Below are 16,997 nucleotides of genomic sequence, written 5' to 3'. Positions count from 1 at the left end.
CGAATACGGTTTACCGGAGTGTCTCATTGGATACCTTAATGAACTGTTCCGAAAGATAGGTAGCACCCATCCGGCATTGCGCAACATATCCACCAGCACTCCAGGACGACAATGGCACCAGGATTTGCTGTAAACCTGCCTCCCGGCGATCATGGTAATTCCAGACATTGCGTCCAACCATGTCGTAAATTTTTATTTCCAGATCACCGTCCTGCGGTATGTCAAGCTTTATCAGGGTATAATAGGATGCAGGATTAGGCGCAATGGACTTGATCTCGAATACCTGGTGTGGAGCCGATGCCCTGGTTTCAATCCGGACAGCATACGAATCATTTTGCCCATCCTGAACTAGGTTCATTAATCGACCTTCTTTGCTAGAAAACAAGTTCTGAGCAGCTGCTTCAGCGTTGGTAAGAATATGGATACGCAATACAGCATCACCGTTATGTACAGCCGTTGACACAGCGGATTTATTCACCCAAACGATGTTCAGCTCATTACCGGATGCTGTTTTGCGAACGTAATATTCCTGGTCGTCCAAACCACCGAGCACGTCCGATTCGACATCGAGCACCTCAAATCCGGGATTCAATGGCAAGCTTAACTGCATACCTTCCAGGTCCTGGTCTTTCATGGCCACCAGATTGATGGTCTTAAATTCACCTGTGCCGGTATTGGGGTCAAATTCAGACTGCAAGGTTATGGATTCCCTTACTTCGACAGGTTGTTCCTGCAAATTACGACGGGCATCGAGGGTTACATCACCGATCTTCAGCCCGATAAAATTAACACCTTCTTCCACTTTGGCAGGATCAATGATCTGGGCAACCATCGGATAATCCTCTGCCAGCGGTGCATCAGGATGTTCAAATACATAGGATTCTGGTATGAATTTCCAGACATAAAGGTTGGGCAACGTATCGATGACGCCCAGCATCAGGCGCCTGATCAGAACCAGGTCGATCACGCTCAAATGATGATCATCAGAAACATCAGCAGCGATTATTTTATAGGGAGAGTCCAGGGGCAGGATCTCTAAGAGATGTTGCTTGATGGCAATGATGTCTGCAATACTGATCCCGTTGAGATAATCACCCCCTTTGGAAACCTGAATGGTGTAATCCTCTCCATTGGGAATATGGTCAAAATGGTAGTGACCGTTGGCATCCGTAAAGGTTTCAAATCCATTGAGCTGAACCAGTGCATTGGCAATCGGCTTGCCATTCTCGAGATGTACCAGACCTGAGCACTCGTTGAATGCCCGCAAGCAGATGGTTCCCGACTCCAATCCGTAAGGGATGGCTTGCAATCCGTTTGATTTGGCACGATACAATTCAATCGGCAAAAATTCACCGTCAAAATTTACCGAAACACAGGTGTCAGCAGCCGCCAATGGCGTGAAGTACAGATAAAACAGGGCATTCTCACCGGACCAGGTTGTACCATTTTGTTCATCACTCAACCAGATCAATCCCAGGTGATCATCTTGTGCAGCAATGTCCTGGCCTGACAATCCAGGCAACTGGATAGAACCTACTGAATCAAAATGAAACAAAGAAGCATCGGGCATCTGGATGCTGAACTGCATGCCAAGCATCATGGTAAATCCACTGGCATAAACAGGTATTGCAACCTGGCTGGCCGGGTCCGCATCCACTGATGGCATGGAAAGACGGATGTAGGGAATATCCAGCGGCGTTACCAATACATTGTTTTCTTTGGAGCATTCTGGCAGGAAATCCGCATTCGCAATTGCAATTAAAAAATGGTAGTCGTTAAAATTCAGGGATAACGGATTGGAACTAACGATCGTAAAGGTTTCTCCCGCGGCAATAGGATTCAAAGGAAATTCACCCAATGTCACCTTGCTATGGAGGACATCCGTTTGATCCAGGATGGAATCCTTCGAAAAATAAATGGAAACCATTGCATTATCATCCAGATTCAATGTTGGACCTTGCAGATCAGCAGCCTGCGTTCCAATATTTTTCAAATGGAAGGATATGGTTTGATCCGTCGGTGTAAATTCAATAACATTCAGTTGAATGAGGGCAAGATCTGCACAGGAATCCGGACTTTGCGCGGATAACAAATTCGTAAAGATCAAGCATATCGCCCAGAGGATTTGGTACATGTTCTTTTTCATAATCATGGATTTTTTTCGATTTGTCCATAGATTGCAGCAAATACCAAATGTTAACAGTCACTAGAAATTGATGCATCAGGAGCACTTATTTTCTGGACACAATTGAGAAATTTATTTGCCTCCTGTTAACGTTTGTAGCAATGGAGCAATCTAAACAGGTAAGTCATGACCGATCAGGAGATCATCCGGTTAATCCAGGATGAAAAACAAGAAGGTTTACTAGCACTTTACGATGACGCTTATTCCCTCATTCGAACGTTGGTTATCCGGAATAGCGGTTCCTCAGAAGATGCTGAAGATCTTTTCCAGGAAGTTTTGGTTGTCCTGGTCAAACAGATCCGCAAGGGTTCCTTTGAGCTAAAGGGAAAGCTGACAACCTACATTTATGCTGTTGCCAGTAAACTATGGCTATATACCCTTCGACAACGCAAAGGAAAAGAAGCAGTAAGTCTTGACAATGGAAATGCGCCCGAACTCGAAGGATGGACGGAAGACGATCTGGCGGAAAAGACAGCGTACGAAGAAAAACACACATTGATTGCTGAGAAAATTAAACAGCTCAATGAAGAATGTCAGAAAATAATTCAATGGTTTTATTACCAAAAGGTCCCACTGCTGGAAATTGGGAAGAAATTGAAATACACGGAAGGATCGATACGCGTGAAAAAGAATCGCTGTATGAATTATCTCAAAAAATTAGTACTAGGTGAATCCGAAGGATAAGAACGATAAAACCCCGCTGGAACGATGTGAAGAACATCTGCAGCTTATGGCAGGTCAGGATGACCCGGAATTCGAATCGCTGGTCAACGAGGATCCGGAAGTAAAGTTCTGGTATGATCAACTCCCTCAAATTATCAAAGCAGTAGAAAAAGTTTCTGAAGATCGTATACGGGAAGAAATTCGTGCTGCGCACGATTTTTGGCAAACAGGCGCCGAAGACCCTGATGAAGCCTGGGAAGAAGATGTAATGAAGGCCATGGATCTGACCGAGTCCAATAAAATCAGATCTGAAATCCATCAAATCAAAAAATTACCAGAAAAACAGGAACCAGTAATCCGTGGTATCCTTTATCGGCGGGTTATACGGGTTGCAGCCATTGTATTGATGGCTATTGTTGGATTTTGGGGATATCAAAGATGGAACACTGATCAACAGATAAAAAAAGGTTTGCTGGCCTATGATCAATTCATCCGTGACGATGTAGAACAACTTGGCTTGCAAGGCATCGGGATGGAAAATCCTGTCCAGCGTGTACAATTATCCGAAGTACTAAAATCTTTTGGTAACGACCCTTCCCGGGACCTGGAACAATTAAATGCAATGATCGACCAGGGATCCGTTATGGACGAAGTATATCTTTACAAGGCCATTGCACTGGCCCGATTAAAGCAATACGACGAGGCTCTGTCTACTCTGGACAAAATAAATGAGGAGAGCTTAGGATGTAAATTACCTTTTTATAAGGCACTGATCCACAGAATGAATGGAGATAAAGATGCCCTCATGGCATTGCGAAATATACCAAATCAGTATCCGGATTGTCCATTGATGGAAGCAATCAACCAACTGATTCAATAAACATGAAAAAAATCTGGACATATGGCCTGTCGTTCGGACTCCTGTTACTGACATTGACTGTACAGAGTCAAACAGCAGTAGATACCATCTATCAAATATCCTACAGGCTAATGCCATTGACCCGTCCATCGCCCCGGAAATAAAAATTGCAACATCAAAACGATTCGGAGCTGCTTATCAGCCGTCCTCAAATACGATTTTGGTGGAAAACCATCTACTTCAGGCGCTTAATCAGTTTGGTGCAGCAAAAAAAGATGCGCTGGCTTTTCTCATTGGCCATGAACTAATCCACGCACTTCAACAATTGGATCATGACGAACATTTTATTGCCTACGATAAAACCCCGAATCAGGAGCGGAGTAAAGAAGAGCGTGCCGATATTCAAGGTGCATTCATGGCGCACCTGGCTGGTTATGAATGTGGTCCGGTATTACCCAAACTCATTGATGCCATCTATGAAATCTACGAATTGAAAGACCAGTTGGCCGGATATCCAAGTAAATCTGAAAGACAGTATACCATCTGGAAAGTAGTTGATCAGGTCAACAAGCTTCAATACATGTATGAATTAGCAAATCTTTTGACCTTAGGTGGCGAGGAGTCGATGGGAATTGAATTGTATTCGGAAATATTGTCCTATGTACCAAGCCCGGTATTGGAATACAACATCGGGGTTGGTTATATCCGGACAGCATTGAAAAGTTGCAGTTATCAGATCGATCAATTTGTCCTTCCAATTGAGCTGGATTGGTCGTTGCGGTTAGATCTTCCAGAATTACCGGGGGGGGCCAAGGATCTACCCATCGGTGAGCGTTACCGGAGAGATATCAATTTGAAGAAAGCAAGCATCCATTTCCAGAATAGCCTTGAATTAAATCCGGAATACACCAATGGTATCGCCGGGTGGTCCATGGTGAAGTTATTGGAAGAAAAATTCACCGAAAGTCAGGGAATACTGATTAAAACGCTGCAATCGGAAAATCTCCCTGGCAAGGATAAAGACTTGCTTCTATTGATTCTTGGGATTAATCATCTGGCAATCGGCACGGTGAGCAATGCAAATCAATGCTTCAATCAAATCAGTGATCCAGCCTTTGCCTACTATGCGAAATTAAATGAACAAATAGCAAGAAAAGAAAAAACAGAATCGCAGAAAGCATTCACTGGTAAAATCGACCTTACTTCAAAATTTTTAAGTTCTCCCACAGAACTTCGGTTTAAAGTTGAACATGGATTGGTTGAGGTTTCCGGACAGGATTATCGAGTAACCACAACGTCTGGTTGCCAATTTGATTTTATACGGATAGACCCGCTAAAGAACCAAATCACACCTTTCCATGAAGTTAAACAAGTGCTAGGTGAACACCTGCAATATTTAAGTTACTTCGAACCAAATACCCGCCGGTGGATCTCCTATAGCTTCTCTTTCACGCCTTGTGCCTCACCGTCCAGATAAACCGAACTTCATTGGTTTATTAAGCTTTTCCATTGCTGGTGAAAAAATAATTTGCCCAAGCTGTTAACAATGCATTGAATCTGCAATACATGTACGTGAACAGATTAGAAACAACAAAAATCACGTACCATGAAAACCATCATTACACTCTTCACTTTAACACTCTTAATCGCCATACAACCACTATCCTCCCAGGGTCAGCCAACCATAGCCCGTACAGAATTTGCCAGTAGTTTGCAAAAACACCACAATGGAGGAAGATCAAAAACACTCATGGTGAAATCCCGCTACGGCAAACGCAAAACCCGGGTAACAAAGAAATACGTTGCAAAGCGTAAATGCGTTCGCAAGCGTGCAAAAACCCAACGCCAGGCAGCAAGACGCCGTTCCCATCAATCGGTGAGAATGCCTTTCTAGCATAAGTTATAAATCATTCCGTTTAAATAAATCCCTTAAATTATTTTGACATGAAATTTAAACACCTTTTTAAAATTCCATTATTCGGGTTCTTATTTACCCTCACCACAAGTTATGCTCAAATCGGGCAGGGCTCAATTAGGATTGGACCGGACATTAGCTTCAGCAACAGCAAACTCGAAATAGACGGTTTGAATGCAAAATTCAAGCAGTCCAATTTGAACGCTGGCATAACCGGAGGCTATTATGTGATCGATAACCTGGAAATAGGCGTCAGTTTAGGGCTTTTGTCCAATAAATCTAAGGTTGAATCCCTACGAGGAAAAACAATCCGGATTCACTTTTGGTCCACATGTCGCCTATATGGTTCCTATTTCTGACAATTTGTATTTACCCATTTTAGGAGGATTTGGATACAATTCATTAACGATTGATAACGATTACGATGAGCTAACCTTCGGCGGCATTTCCTTTGGAGTGCGCACTGGATTGGAATACTTAATCGACCATAAAATCGGAGCCCGAATGAGTCTTGGCAGTGACTTCGGCACGTTGAAGGACAATGACTCCGAAGCAGAAATTGACATTAATGCATTTCAGTTTGGCATTGGCGTAAGCTTCTATTTCTAACTAAAATCATGGATCCGGGAGGAATTCTCCATTGAAAAATTATGGCCCTCCCGGTTAATGATCAGGCATTAAACATTTATTTCTTCAAAATAGCTTGACAATATCAATCCTTAAACAACCATTTAGCTACTAAGTACAGGCTGGCAACCTATTGTGACAAACGACTGGAGTCTAGAAAACCAGCTTTAAACAGGGAGTTACTCCGAAAATCCATAAGAGTAGGAACCGAATTCAATAAACTTATTCTGATGAAAAAACTATTTAATTTATTAATCCTTCTAAGTGCAATCAACATTTGCTTTGCTCAAAATGGATATAATATTTATAATACCACTTACGGACTTCCAAACATCTCGCCAACACAAACAGTTAAGTCAAATAATTTCGGTGGGTATGATGTTTACAATACAACGTATGGGATACCTAATATCTCACCAACACAAACCACCAAACCCAATATGTATGGCGGATACGATGTCTACAACACAACCTATGGAATCCCTAATATTACGCCATCACAAACCACTAAACCAAATATGTATGGCGGATACGATGTCTACAATACAACCTATGGAGTCCCTAATATCACGGCGTCAAAATCCACTAAACCAAATATGTTTGGGGGATATGATATCTATAATACAACCAATGGAATACCTAACATCACTCCAGCACAAACCACCAAACCTAATATTTATGGGGGATATGATGTCTACAATACGACTAATGGGATACCTAACATTACTCCAGTAAAGGTTATCAAGCCTAACGGCTATAATTAGTCACCATTTTTAATCGCGGATTTCCCGGATTAATCTTCTTATTCAACTCGAACTGATGATCGGTTAATCCGCAATTTTATGAACTATTTCAAGTTATTACTTTTTGACAACAAGACTGCTCCCACGCTTAGAACTTTTCACAATATTCACAATTCAACTTCCTCAATTTAAATAATTTATCATGTCCATAAAATCAAGTCCATTAATCTACTTTGTCCTGCTATTGGGCATCCTGATTGGAAGCTCTAGCAACACGATAGCCCAAACCGTATACATAACAAAAACCGGAGCTAAGTACCACATGAAAGATTGCAGATATCTAAAATATAGTTCGATTTCAATCGAATTAAAAAAAGCCTTAGAGTTAGGCAAAACCGCATGCAGTGTCTGTAAGCCTCCTAAATCCAAATCAACAACTCAAAATCCGGAAACTGTCAAAATAGATTCCACAAAAACCCTTCAATCCATAAGAGGTTCGACAATGACAAACACAATATCCAAACAAACGATTCACCCCGGATTCGAGTGGGAAATGGTGACAATAAAGTTATTAGACTTTAGTCGATAAATTTTGGAACAATCCTGCTTGCATTTGGAGCAATCAAAGTGAGTCATCGGATCTGGTCCGGTGGCTCTTTCATTTTACCCTACACTATCTCCCCAAAAACCTCCTCAGCCCTTCCAGATCATCCGTATTGATGAGATCGACGCCCAGGCGCTGCATGGTGGACCAGGATAATTCGGTGTCCGGGATGGCCCATAAGCGCAGCTTTTTGCCTTGCGTATGACAGGCTTTGGCCAGTTGCTGGATGGATTTACGCATCGTGCGGGGCATCAGAGACCGGCCGTCCCAGGATCCTATGGTGGCTAATGAGGTGCTGATAACCGGCATGCGGGCAGTCGCTATGTTGCGTACCAGGTCATCCGGCCGGCCGTCGAGGGAAACAAGGATCTCTGGATCCTGCAGGATCAGATCGATAGGTCGGTTGCCGGAAATAAAAATGGTCACCGGTCCGGGATGATTGGCCGTATGCAGCATCTCCCGATAAGGTTCCAGTGTCTTTATCAGTGCCGCATACGTTTCGTCGGCACCGGATTTGAAATCGATCATCAGGAAAAAGACGCCATCGTAGCCGGGATACACTTTTCCTCCATGGTCCTGGATGCGTTGTTGCAATGGTTTCAGGTAAAGCTCCTCCAACGTGGGCAGGGCCTGCCTGGCCTCCTCGCCGTGAGGCAAATTATGAGCGACCACCAACTTCCCATTCCACCAGTAAACGTCTGCTTCCACACTGGTGAAGCCCTGATCCAACGCATCCAACAGCGGCCGGTTATGCTCGTAGTCGTTGTGGGCATGGGCATTGGGCAGCGGGACAACTTGAGCCATCAGGCTTGAAGCCGAAATGACTGATACCAATACCAAGTTCAGGATCGTGTTTTGACTGCAAGAGTTCATACGTGAAATGTACGATTATTCATAGTCTCCAATCATTAAGCTTTCGGTTTCGGTGGATGAATATCTGATGGGTGACGTCTCAATTCCTGAATAGTTATAACTTTTAAGGATTCACCTGGTCCTGCTTGCTTACTGAATACTGATTACTTCTTACTGACTACTCTTTAACCCTGAACTCAAATACATCGGGCCTGTGGTAGTGCCCTGCCGGGTCAAAATCCATCCGGGACCTGGTTATCAGGCCCTGATCCACATCAACCAAAACCAATCCCTCCTGATCCCAAAGCGGCCCGGCGATAAGCTGACCCATCGGGTCCATCGCACAACTGCCCCCTCGCGACATGATATCCGGCCACCCTTCCAACTCCTCAATGCCCGGGAGATCTGATGGATAGTCGGATTTACGCACAAACTGATTCACGCCAAAGACATAACAACGGCCTTCAGCGGCAATGTGGTGTAGCGTATGAAACCAGGTATCCCGTTGATCAGCTGTTGGCGCCACATAAAGGGTAACCTGCTGTTCGTACATGGCCATCCTCGCCAGAGGCATCCGATTCTCCCAACAGATCAAACCACCCAACTGTCCATACGGGGTGGCGAAGGACACCAGGTCTTGGGCACCTCCCTCGCCCCAGATGATCCGCTCGGCTGCTGTAGGCTTAAGCTTGCGGTGTTTTCCCAGGTATTGACCTTCCTGATCAATGTAAACAAGCGTACAATAGAGGCTCCCCCTCGTTCTCTCCACCACACCTATAGCGAGTACGAGGTTCAGTTCTTTGCACCATTTCTGCAGCAACTCCAATTCTGGCCCGGGAAGGTTTACACTCTCCTCCCAATAACGTTGCCACAGTGCTCTCCCGGCAGGCTTCCGGTCCCCTACCGGCGACTGGAAGGTAAACCCCCGCGGATAAGCTGAAATAAATGCTTCCGGAAAGACCGCTACATCCGCACCCTCTTTTTTGCTCTGGACCAACCAATCCCGGACGATCTCGAGCGTGCCTTTTTTGTCAAATAAGGCCGGAGATGCCTGTACCAATGAGATTCTTCCGTTTTTCATCTGATGAGTCGGCAATTAAAGTCTTAGGATACGCACATTTCTGAATTTCAACGGACTTCCGTGCCCAAGAAATCCAATATGTCCGGAATGACGCTGCAGGCCTGGGTGATCTTTATGATCCATCGTCCCATGCTCGGTCCATTCTTTCACATTACCTTCCGTGATCACTTCGCCATTTAAGGTCACCCGAACGTGATCGCCATCCACGCGGATTTCCTCTTCATTCCACTGACCAATGCCTTTAAGATATCCTTGTCTCGCTGGAATAACCCCATAGACGCTACCATGATATTGGTAAGGTTGGAGTTTATCGTATATGGTGTCCGTATTATCTAGGACCTGAATTTCTTTGCCTGCATAGGCAGCATCCCCCGTCAATGGCGTATGAATGCCAATCCCATTATTGGCCCCTGGGGTAAGTTGAAATTCAAAGCGCAAAGAAAAGTTACTGAAGGTGTCCACCGTGTACAGATTACCTTCCCCACCACGGGAAGGATCCACGTCGATAACACCATCGCGAACTTGATAATCCGTGGTGTTCCCGATCCAATTATCCAGATTCATACCATTGAACAATGCCTGATAACCATGGTCAATTTCCTCCTGAGTAAGCGTGTAGGAAGCCGGATCAATTTCACGGATCAGCAGGTCCCTGAATGCGAGATCGGTACCGTGCGCCTGCAATTCAATGGGGCCTTCAGCCAGGACCGGCAGATTGCGATCCCAATAGTTTTCCAATGCCACGTCATTAACCACCAGTACATCATTCAGGTACACCGTCACGCGGTCTCCCAACATCCGGATAAAGAAATGATTCCATGTGCCAACTGGCCGATCTGCCACCGTAAGTGGTGTTGAGAAACCTTTCTGGTTGTTGTAAAGGCCTCCGGAGCCAACCTGTGCCCCGACTTCCACCCGACTGGTATCCCATATCTGGACCTGGGGATAACCCCGCAGATAAATACCGCTGTCACCGTCTTTGGTGATCTTCCAGTCCACGTGCATTTCAAAGTCCTCAAAGGTCCGTTTGGTGACCAGGTTAGCGCCTTCGCCGCTAAATACGATCTTCCCGTCTTTCGCCTGCCAGTGCTGACGCATTTTCTCATCTGCCTCCTCCTGGCGCATTTTCTTTTCCTGAGCACTCAACTTTTTTAATGTATAAGGATCGGCTACCCATCCCTGCCACCCGGTAAGGTCTACACCATTAAAAAGCGACTGGAATGCATCACCCTGGGGCATTTCTACCAGGTAATTTTCGATGGCAGAAGATTCCTGATGATCCATTTCCTCTGCAATAGGTACCAGTTGCTGAAGGGTATTTTTCACCGATTGTCCGCTAAGTCCTTCATGGTCCCCGGATGGCAGACAGACCGATGTCAAGGCACGGAGGTAAGCCAGTGATTTAAGGTTCTCCTCTTTAAAATAATCCATTAAGGTGAAGTAGGTACTCCATCCGGGTAAACCGGCCAATTGCTGAAAGACGACATCACGTTCATGCTGGGAGCGGCAGATCCCTAACCAATCGACCAGCCATAGGCGCTGAGTTTCCTTACCCGATATGTTCCGCCTCACCTGAGGAACCGATTCATCGATCACCATCGTGCGCAGGGTTTCATGATGACCAGCAATCCAAAGCAGGACTTGTAAAGACTCTTCATCGGATTTCTCCAACAACTGCTTAACCAGGGTGCGGGTCGTCAGCGCCGGAACTTGCTCCAGGTGATCTATCATGTTTTGAGCATAAGGCTCTTCGCTATGGCGTATCAGTAGAGGTAATACGACGCCGGCATCCAGTGATTGATTGATCCACTGCCAGTTTTTCAACTTATCCCTTGGAGAATGCAGGTCATTCAATAAGCTTTCTGCGACCATCGCCCGGAGATTCTCAGGTGCTTCCTGAATAAGCGAGTGCATCAGGGCATCGTGTTGAGGCTCGGCAATGGAGGCCAGGGTTTTCCAGGCTTGGTTTGCTACCGCTGTGTCATTTTGCTGGGTCTGGTAATAAACCTGGGAAAAGCAGGCACCTGCCTGTCTATCAGCGATCAAATCAAGAAGCTGGATCCGGAAATGAGGAGTCAGGAAAGCTATCCGGTCAGCTAATGATTTCATATTTCCCCCGTCAGTATATTGACGGATCAGGGGCCACGCCTCGATCTGTCGGGCCGAATCACGGGTATGAAAGTACCAATCCGTCAGATAAGGCATGGATTCTGCGCCTGCGATCCTGGACCATGCCAGTAACGCATCCACCCGCACATCCTGATCCGGGTTTCCTGTCAGGCTCTTCAGAAACCTGGCATTGGAAAATCCGCCCCGCCCGGACAAGATCCGTAACCAGGTGCGTTGTCTTTCAGCATGAGCAGAATCTGCCAGTAGCTGCTTCTGGATGGCATCATCCAGGGATTTGTCATTCGAACTGGTAAGATCATTGGATATCAATGCAGCACAGGGTCCCTCTATCACAGATTGTCCGTAATGGCGGAAAGTGTAGAGTGGCCTGGCTTCAAATAACTCATGGAGCGCCTGGCATTTAACAGCTTCCCCCGCTGTCATGATTGCCTCTGCCGTGGAAACCGGAAAAAACTGCTTGTCCACACGTTCCAGATAATGCAACGCGGTAACCGGATGAGCAGCTGCAAGTTCAGTCATCTTTGAGCTGTCGCGGGGATTGCCCTGCATTGCGATGGCTTTGAGGAACATCTCCTGTTCTTCACCTTCTGACCGCTGAAACTTTTTCCAGATCAAAGATTGGAATTGCTCCTGAGGATGTGCGGAGGCCCATGACCAGATGGCAGGATCCCCGGCTTTAAGTCCTTTTTTAATCTGCTTATTTAACTTCCGGTCCGGATAAATATTCATGGCAAGGATGGCATCACCTCTGAGCTCAGGGTCACTCAGGCAATTAGCTATCAGCGGAGCAAGTCGTGCATCATGGATAAATTGCATTTCCTGCAACAAATACTTTTTCACCGGAACGGCCTGGATAGCATCCCACTGTTCAACCAAGGCATTAATAAAAAGGGAGCGCTCTACGTCATGCCCTTCCTGACCCACATAGCGGAAGATGGAAGTGATCGCATAATCCAGGGGAGTTGCGACCATCTTTGCCTTCACCAAATGCCCGGATATTAACGCATTGACATTGTTATTGCCATAAATAAAAAACTCCCTGAGCATTCCATCCAGCTGATGCTTATTCCCGGCTGGCAGTCGGTCGAGCCATCGTGATACCCGGTAATCTACAGGCCAGTGATCCTGTGTACGTGCTAACACGGGTAGCAGAAACAGGAAGATGGTCAATATCCAACCCCCATAATTTATTTTCCAGCTTGTTCTCATCACAATTCCATTTTCCAGTTTCCCCGCATCGGCTGTTCCAATAAGGCATTCGCTCCCGGGTCATTGACAAACTGCTGACTTGTCGAATCAAAGGTGAGGTTTCGACCCAACCGCAATGCGATTTTCCCCAGATTCACCAAAGTGCACGACCGGTGTCCGTTCATTTCGTTCAATGCAAATTTTTGTCTGGTACGAACCGAATCGGAAAACCGGGTGATCACGGGAGGAGGATCCGGTAAATAGGCCAATAATTTTTCGACGTCCAGTCTATCCGTTTTTAATCCGGGATACAATTTCCCGCCGGGCCCTTCCAGGAATGGAGCCCTGGTATCATCGTTGGCACCATCAAGAACGATCTGACAACCGTCTGCGTAGGTGAACGTAATTCGCCGCCAGGTCCCGACGGCATCATAATGCTGTTGCGGGGCATCAATCTCAATGGTAACCGGGCTCTCGTCATCTTTGTCCAAAAGAAATTGGACCGGGTCAAGATAATGCTGCCCCATGTCACCAAGGCCACCTCCGTCGTAATCCCAGTAACCACGGAAAGAAGCATGAACCCGGTGCGGATGATAGGGTTTAAAAGGTGCCGGCCCCAACCAGAAATCGTAATCAAGTTCCTGAGGCACCGGTTCCGGTATCAGATCGGTTTTACCCTGCCAGTAAAATTTCCAGTTAAACCCGGTAGCGGCATTTAAGGTAACCTTCAGTGGCCAGCCAAAAACCTTACTATCTACCAGCTTTTTAATCGGTGCGACCGGAACCCCCATGCCATAAAAAGTTGATTCAAAGCGAAACCAGGTGTTTAAACGAAACATTCGGCCGTATTCCTGAACCGCACGGATCACTGCTTTGCCTTCGCTGATGGTCCGGGTCATTGGTTTCTCGCACCAGACATCCTTGCCAGCCCTCGCTGCCGCTATTGAAATCAATCCATGCCAGTGAGGAGGTGTTGCAATATGCACTACATCGACTTCAGGCATGGCCAGTAGCTCACGATAATCATGGAAAGTTTTGACCTGGGGGCCTGCAATCTCGCTGGCCTTGGCCAGGTGGTTGGCATCCACATCACAGATCGCGACTAACCGGCCTTCATATTGAATGTGTCCGGTGCCCATTCCACCAACACCAACGATGGCTTTCGTCAATTGATCACTCGGCGCTACCCAGCCTTTCCCAAGCACCTGTCGGGGAACAATCGTGAAAAGTCCCGCACCAAGTCCGGTGGTCTGTATAAATTTCCTACGCTTCATTTTCAATAGTTTTTCGGTCGTTGGAACGTGATAGCCTTCCCGCGGTACCGTTTCGCCCTGCCTTTAGGTAGTTGCATGAATCCACTCCCATGCTGCGGGGTGATCCAAATGATCCTGAGATACCGGTCGGTCAAATCACCGGTAAATCCACCTGTTTTATCTCCGACAATCAAGGATCCGGATGACTCTGTATAGTCCATTGGAATAATGGAATAAGCCCCTTGTTCGTAGGCATAGGAGGTGCCATCATCGGCGTACAGGTCGAAGTGGGCATCATCCCCGGTATAAACATGGATATACAACGTATCCTGGGGATGCTGGGTGGTGTATTCCATGGCCGGACCAGCCGGAATGATAGAACCACTGCGGACCAGTAAAGGCATATGATCCAGGGGGGCATCCATCATCCGGGATTGACCGCCTGTGATGAATTCTCCGGTATAAAAATCAAACCAGTTTGTTCCCGCAGGCATATACACTGATCGTTTCCGTGCTCGATAATCGGTCACCGGGTTCACCAGGATACCGGGACCGAACAAGTATTCATCGCCGATGTCCTGCACCTTCGGATCATTGCCAAAGTCCATGATCAATCCACGCATCATGGTGTAATCCTCCAGATATACCCTGGCTCCGACCGAATAGATATAAGGCATCAGCCGGTAACGCAATTTCGCATATCCCAGCATGGCCTGATAAGCCGGGTGATCCTCCGGCGCCAGGTTATAAATTTCCCGGAAGGGATATTGGCCATGCGAGCGAAACAGTGGGCAAAAGGCGCCGAACTGATACCAGCGTGCATTCATTTCCCTCCATTCTTCCAGCGCCTCGCCTTGTGCATGTTCGTTCCTGCGTTCAACAGCAAAGCCACCGATATCCATGGTCCAATATGGAATGCCGGATAATGAAAAATTAATTCCGGCTGGTATCTGATCTTTAAAGTCATGCCAACGGGATGCAATATCTCCACTCCAGGTCGCAGCGGCGTAACGTTGCTGACCGGCAAAGGCTGACCGGGTAAGAATAAATACCCGTTGTCCGGGGCTGTCCCTGCGTTGTCCCTCATAGATACCCCGGGCATTCATGATCGGGTAAGCATTAAAATAAGCGCCACCAGGACCAAGGGCGGTGGGCGACATCAACCGTTTCCGTTCTTCCATGGTAGCATTGCTGTGAATATCCGGCTCCGTCGCATCCAGCCACCAGGCATCAATGCCCTTCTCAAATAATTCAGTCCGTAACAACTGCCAGAATCCATCCCTGGCCTCGGCGTTGAAAGCATCGTAAAATGTCGAGGTATAACCCTGGGCTATCCAGTCCCGAGTCTGTTTGGCAATATTGCGGGGATACAACCAGTGCTTTTTGTTGAAAGCATCGTAAGCCGGAATGCCTTCGTAAAATTTGGGCCATACGGAAATCATAAAATGAGCGTGGTAAATCGAATGCAGGCTATCGATCATCCCGTCCGGATCCGGAAAACGGCTTTCATCAAATTCCTGACTTCCCCATTCATCCTGTTTCCAGTAGGACCAGTCCTGGACAATGTTGTCGAGCGGTATTTTGCGGTCGCGGAAAGTTCGAACCGTATTCATCAGTTCCGCCTGGGTCTTATACCTTTCGCGGCTTTGCCAAAACCCATACGCCCAAAGGGGCATGATGGGCGCCTTGCCGCTGATCTTCCGGTACTGGTGGATAATCTGGTCCGGATTCGAACCCGCAATAAAATAATAGGATAAGATAGATCCTGCCTCCGAAGCGATATCATAAGCATGCGCATCCGGAGTGGGTGGTAGCCAGCGCATCGTCAGGTAGGATTCTCCCCCATCCGGGTCCCATTCGATTCGCACCGGCGTACGTTTACCTTTATCAAGATCAACTTTGAGGATTAAGGTAGCCGGGTTCCAGGCCTGGCGCCAGCGGTCCACCAATAACTTTCCGTCGATCCAGAGTTTGACATAGCCGGCATACTTAAATTGAAACAAATGTGTGCCGGTATGGGGTGACTCCAACGATCCTTCCCAGGTGACTTTACTTTGTCCCATCGGCGCTTCCGACGGAAAATATCGCATATCGGGCAGAAAATCGTAATCAATGACCGATTCCGGTTTTACCACAAAGGGTTCATTGGTGTTTTTATTGATATAGGTGGCTGTCAACCAACCTTCCTGGCTATTTTTATCGAACAATTTTAAGGAAGTGAGGGATTGAAAGTCCCGGACATCGAGAAACCGTGTGGTCGAATAGTTGTCCCACAAGATCCCGTAGTGCCGGGAGGAGATCAAAAAAGGTACCGCTACTTCGGTATTATTCTGAGCCAATTCAACCTGAGTTCCGGCATAATTGGTCCATCCAGCCTGGTGCTGCCCCATGCCATAAAATGCCTCGCCTTCCGTTTGATGGAAACTTTGAGAGATCGCCTGGTAGGGCACTCCTTCGATATCCACGGCGTGTAAACTTCGTGCATTGCCATCGGCTTCACGTAACAGTTCCCCGCCATGATTATCCAGAAAGCGCAACTGTTTTGTCCCCCGGTTGTATTCGGCTTGCAGCGAATCGGTTTTAAGGATGACCTTTTCTGCCGACTCCTGGATATCCCATTTTACAGCTGCGGGGACACCAGGCAGTACAATGAGATCCTGATGCTCGGATACAGAAACTCCTTTTTTACCAGCGGTTACCCGGATGACCTGGTCAGTCACCGCCTGAATTTGCAGCCATTCAGGGGCATCGGATGATGCGTTTTCAAATTCGATACGTACACCGTGGTCGATCCGTTGCACATGATCCTGAGCCGTAACCAGAGTTGTACAGGCGGAAGTGCTAACCAGTAAAAACAGTTTAAGTCCTTTCATCCTGAAATCATTTTACCTTTCAAT

Annotated in this window: 12 protein-coding genes; 6 read left to right on the top strand and 6 right to left on the bottom strand. The window is 46.7% G+C overall.

The window, feature by feature from the left end; translation table 11 throughout:
• Positions 1 to 10 precede the first annotated feature (10 nt).
• Complete coding sequence (locus H6570_04020) at positions 11 to 2,146, bottom strand: hypothetical protein (protein MCB9318424.1); 2,136 nt, start codon at positions 2,144 to 2,146, stop codon at positions 11 to 13.
• Between the two features lie 165 nt (positions 2,147 to 2,311).
• On the opposite strand from H6570_04020, the gene H6570_04015 reads away from it, so the two are divergent.
• From H6570_04015 to H6570_03990, 6 genes are all read left to right on the top strand, one after another.
• Positions 2,312 to 2,869 (top strand): sigma-70 family RNA polymerase sigma factor, encoded by a 558-nt coding sequence (locus H6570_04015; protein MCB9318423.1) that lies wholly within the window; start codon positions 2,312 to 2,314, stop codon positions 2,867 to 2,869.
• Entirely contained in the window at positions 2,853 to 3,728 is an 876-nt protein-coding gene (locus tag H6570_04010; protein ID MCB9318422.1) for a hypothetical protein, read from the top strand. Before H6570_04015 ends, H6570_04010 begins: the two co-directional genes overlap by 17 nt.
• A 202-nt stretch (positions 3,729 to 3,930) precedes the next feature.
• Positions 3,931 to 5,184 carry a hypothetical protein gene (locus H6570_04005; protein ID MCB9318421.1) on the top strand — a complete coding sequence of 418 codons (1,254 nt, stop codon included), beginning with the start codon at positions 3,931 to 3,933 and terminating at the stop codon, positions 5,182 to 5,184.
• A gap of 129 nt (positions 5,185 to 5,313) precedes the next feature.
• The gene (locus tag H6570_04000) at positions 5,314 to 5,601 is read left to right on the top strand and encodes a hypothetical protein (protein ID MCB9318420.1); all 288 of its coding nucleotides are present in this window, start codon (positions 5,314 to 5,316) and stop codon (positions 5,599 to 5,601) included.
• Between the two features lie 306 nt (positions 5,602 to 5,907).
• A complete protein-coding gene (locus H6570_03995) occupies positions 5,908 to 6,231 on the top strand; it encodes an outer membrane beta-barrel protein (protein MCB9318419.1) in 324 nt (107 codons plus the stop codon).
• A 248-nt stretch (positions 6,232 to 6,479) separates the two neighbouring features.
• Entirely contained in the window at positions 6,480 to 7,013 is a 534-nt protein-coding gene (locus H6570_03990; protein MCB9318418.1) for a hypothetical protein, read from the top strand.
• Between the two features lie 652 nt (positions 7,014 to 7,665).
• Here H6570_03990 and H6570_03985 read toward each other — a convergent pair.
• From H6570_03985 to H6570_03965, 5 genes are all read right to left on the bottom strand, one after another.
• Positions 7,666 to 8,400, bottom strand: a complete 735-nt coding sequence (locus H6570_03985; protein MCB9318417.1) for a hypothetical protein — start codon at positions 8,398 to 8,400, stop codon at positions 7,666 to 7,668.
• 226 nt (positions 8,401 to 8,626) lie between these two features.
• Positions 8,627 to 9,529, bottom strand: a complete 903-nt coding sequence (locus H6570_03980) for a carbon-nitrogen hydrolase family protein (protein ID MCB9318416.1) — start codon at positions 9,527 to 9,529, stop codon at positions 8,627 to 8,629.
• A gap of 15 nt (positions 9,530 to 9,544) precedes the next feature.
• Entirely contained in the window at positions 9,545 to 12,868 is a 3,324-nt protein-coding gene (locus H6570_03975) for a DUF1080 domain-containing protein (protein MCB9318415.1), read from the bottom strand.
• On the bottom strand, positions 12,868 to 14,121 hold the full coding sequence (locus H6570_03970; protein ID MCB9318414.1) for a Gfo/Idh/MocA family oxidoreductase: 1,254 nt from the start codon (positions 14,119 to 14,121) through the stop codon (positions 12,868 to 12,870). Before H6570_03970 ends, H6570_03975 begins: the two co-directional genes overlap by 1 nt.
• A 2-nt stretch (positions 14,122 to 14,123) precedes the next feature.
• Positions 14,124 to 16,973, bottom strand: a complete 2,850-nt coding sequence (locus H6570_03965; GenBank protein ID MCB9318413.1) for a DUF5110 domain-containing protein — start codon at positions 16,971 to 16,973, stop codon at positions 14,124 to 14,126.
• Between the last annotated feature and the right edge of the window lie 24 nt (positions 16,974 to 16,997).

The sequence above is a fragment of the Lewinellaceae bacterium genome (genome assembly GCA_020636135.1).
Lineage (GTDB): Bacteria > Bacteroidota > Bacteroidia > Chitinophagales > Saprospiraceae > JAGQXC01.
This window is presented reverse-complemented; position numbering and strand designations above follow the sequence as displayed.

Coding starts and splice junctions, on each gene's coding strand:
- H6570_03980 (MCB9318416.1), bottom strand. CDS start 9,529: ATGAAAAACGGAAGAATCTCATTGGTACAGGCATCTCCGGCCTTATTT.
- H6570_04020 (MCB9318424.1), bottom strand. CDS start 2,146: ATGAAAAAGAACATGTACCAAATCCTCTGGGCGATATGCTTGATCTTT.
- H6570_03965 (MCB9318413.1), bottom strand. CDS start 16,973: ATGAAAGGACTTAAACTGTTTTTACTGGTTAGCACTTCCGCCTGTACA.
- H6570_04000 (MCB9318420.1), top strand. CDS start 5,314: ATGAAAACCATCATTACACTCTTCACTTTAACACTCTTAATCGCCATA.
- H6570_04015 (MCB9318423.1), top strand. CDS start 2,312: ATGACCGATCAGGAGATCATCCGGTTAATCCAGGATGAAAAACAAGAA.
- H6570_03975 (MCB9318415.1), bottom strand. CDS start 12,868: ATGAGAACAAGCTGGAAAATAAATTATGGGGGTTGGATATTGACCATC.
- H6570_03985 (MCB9318417.1), bottom strand. CDS start 8,400: ATGGCTCAAGTTGTCCCGCTGCCCAATGCCCATGCCCACAACGACTAC.
- H6570_03990 (MCB9318418.1), top strand. CDS start 6,480: ATGAAAAAACTATTTAATTTATTAATCCTTCTAAGTGCAATCAACATT.
- H6570_03970 (MCB9318414.1), bottom strand. CDS start 14,121: ATGAAGCGTAGGAAATTTATACAGACCACCGGACTTGGTGCGGGACTT.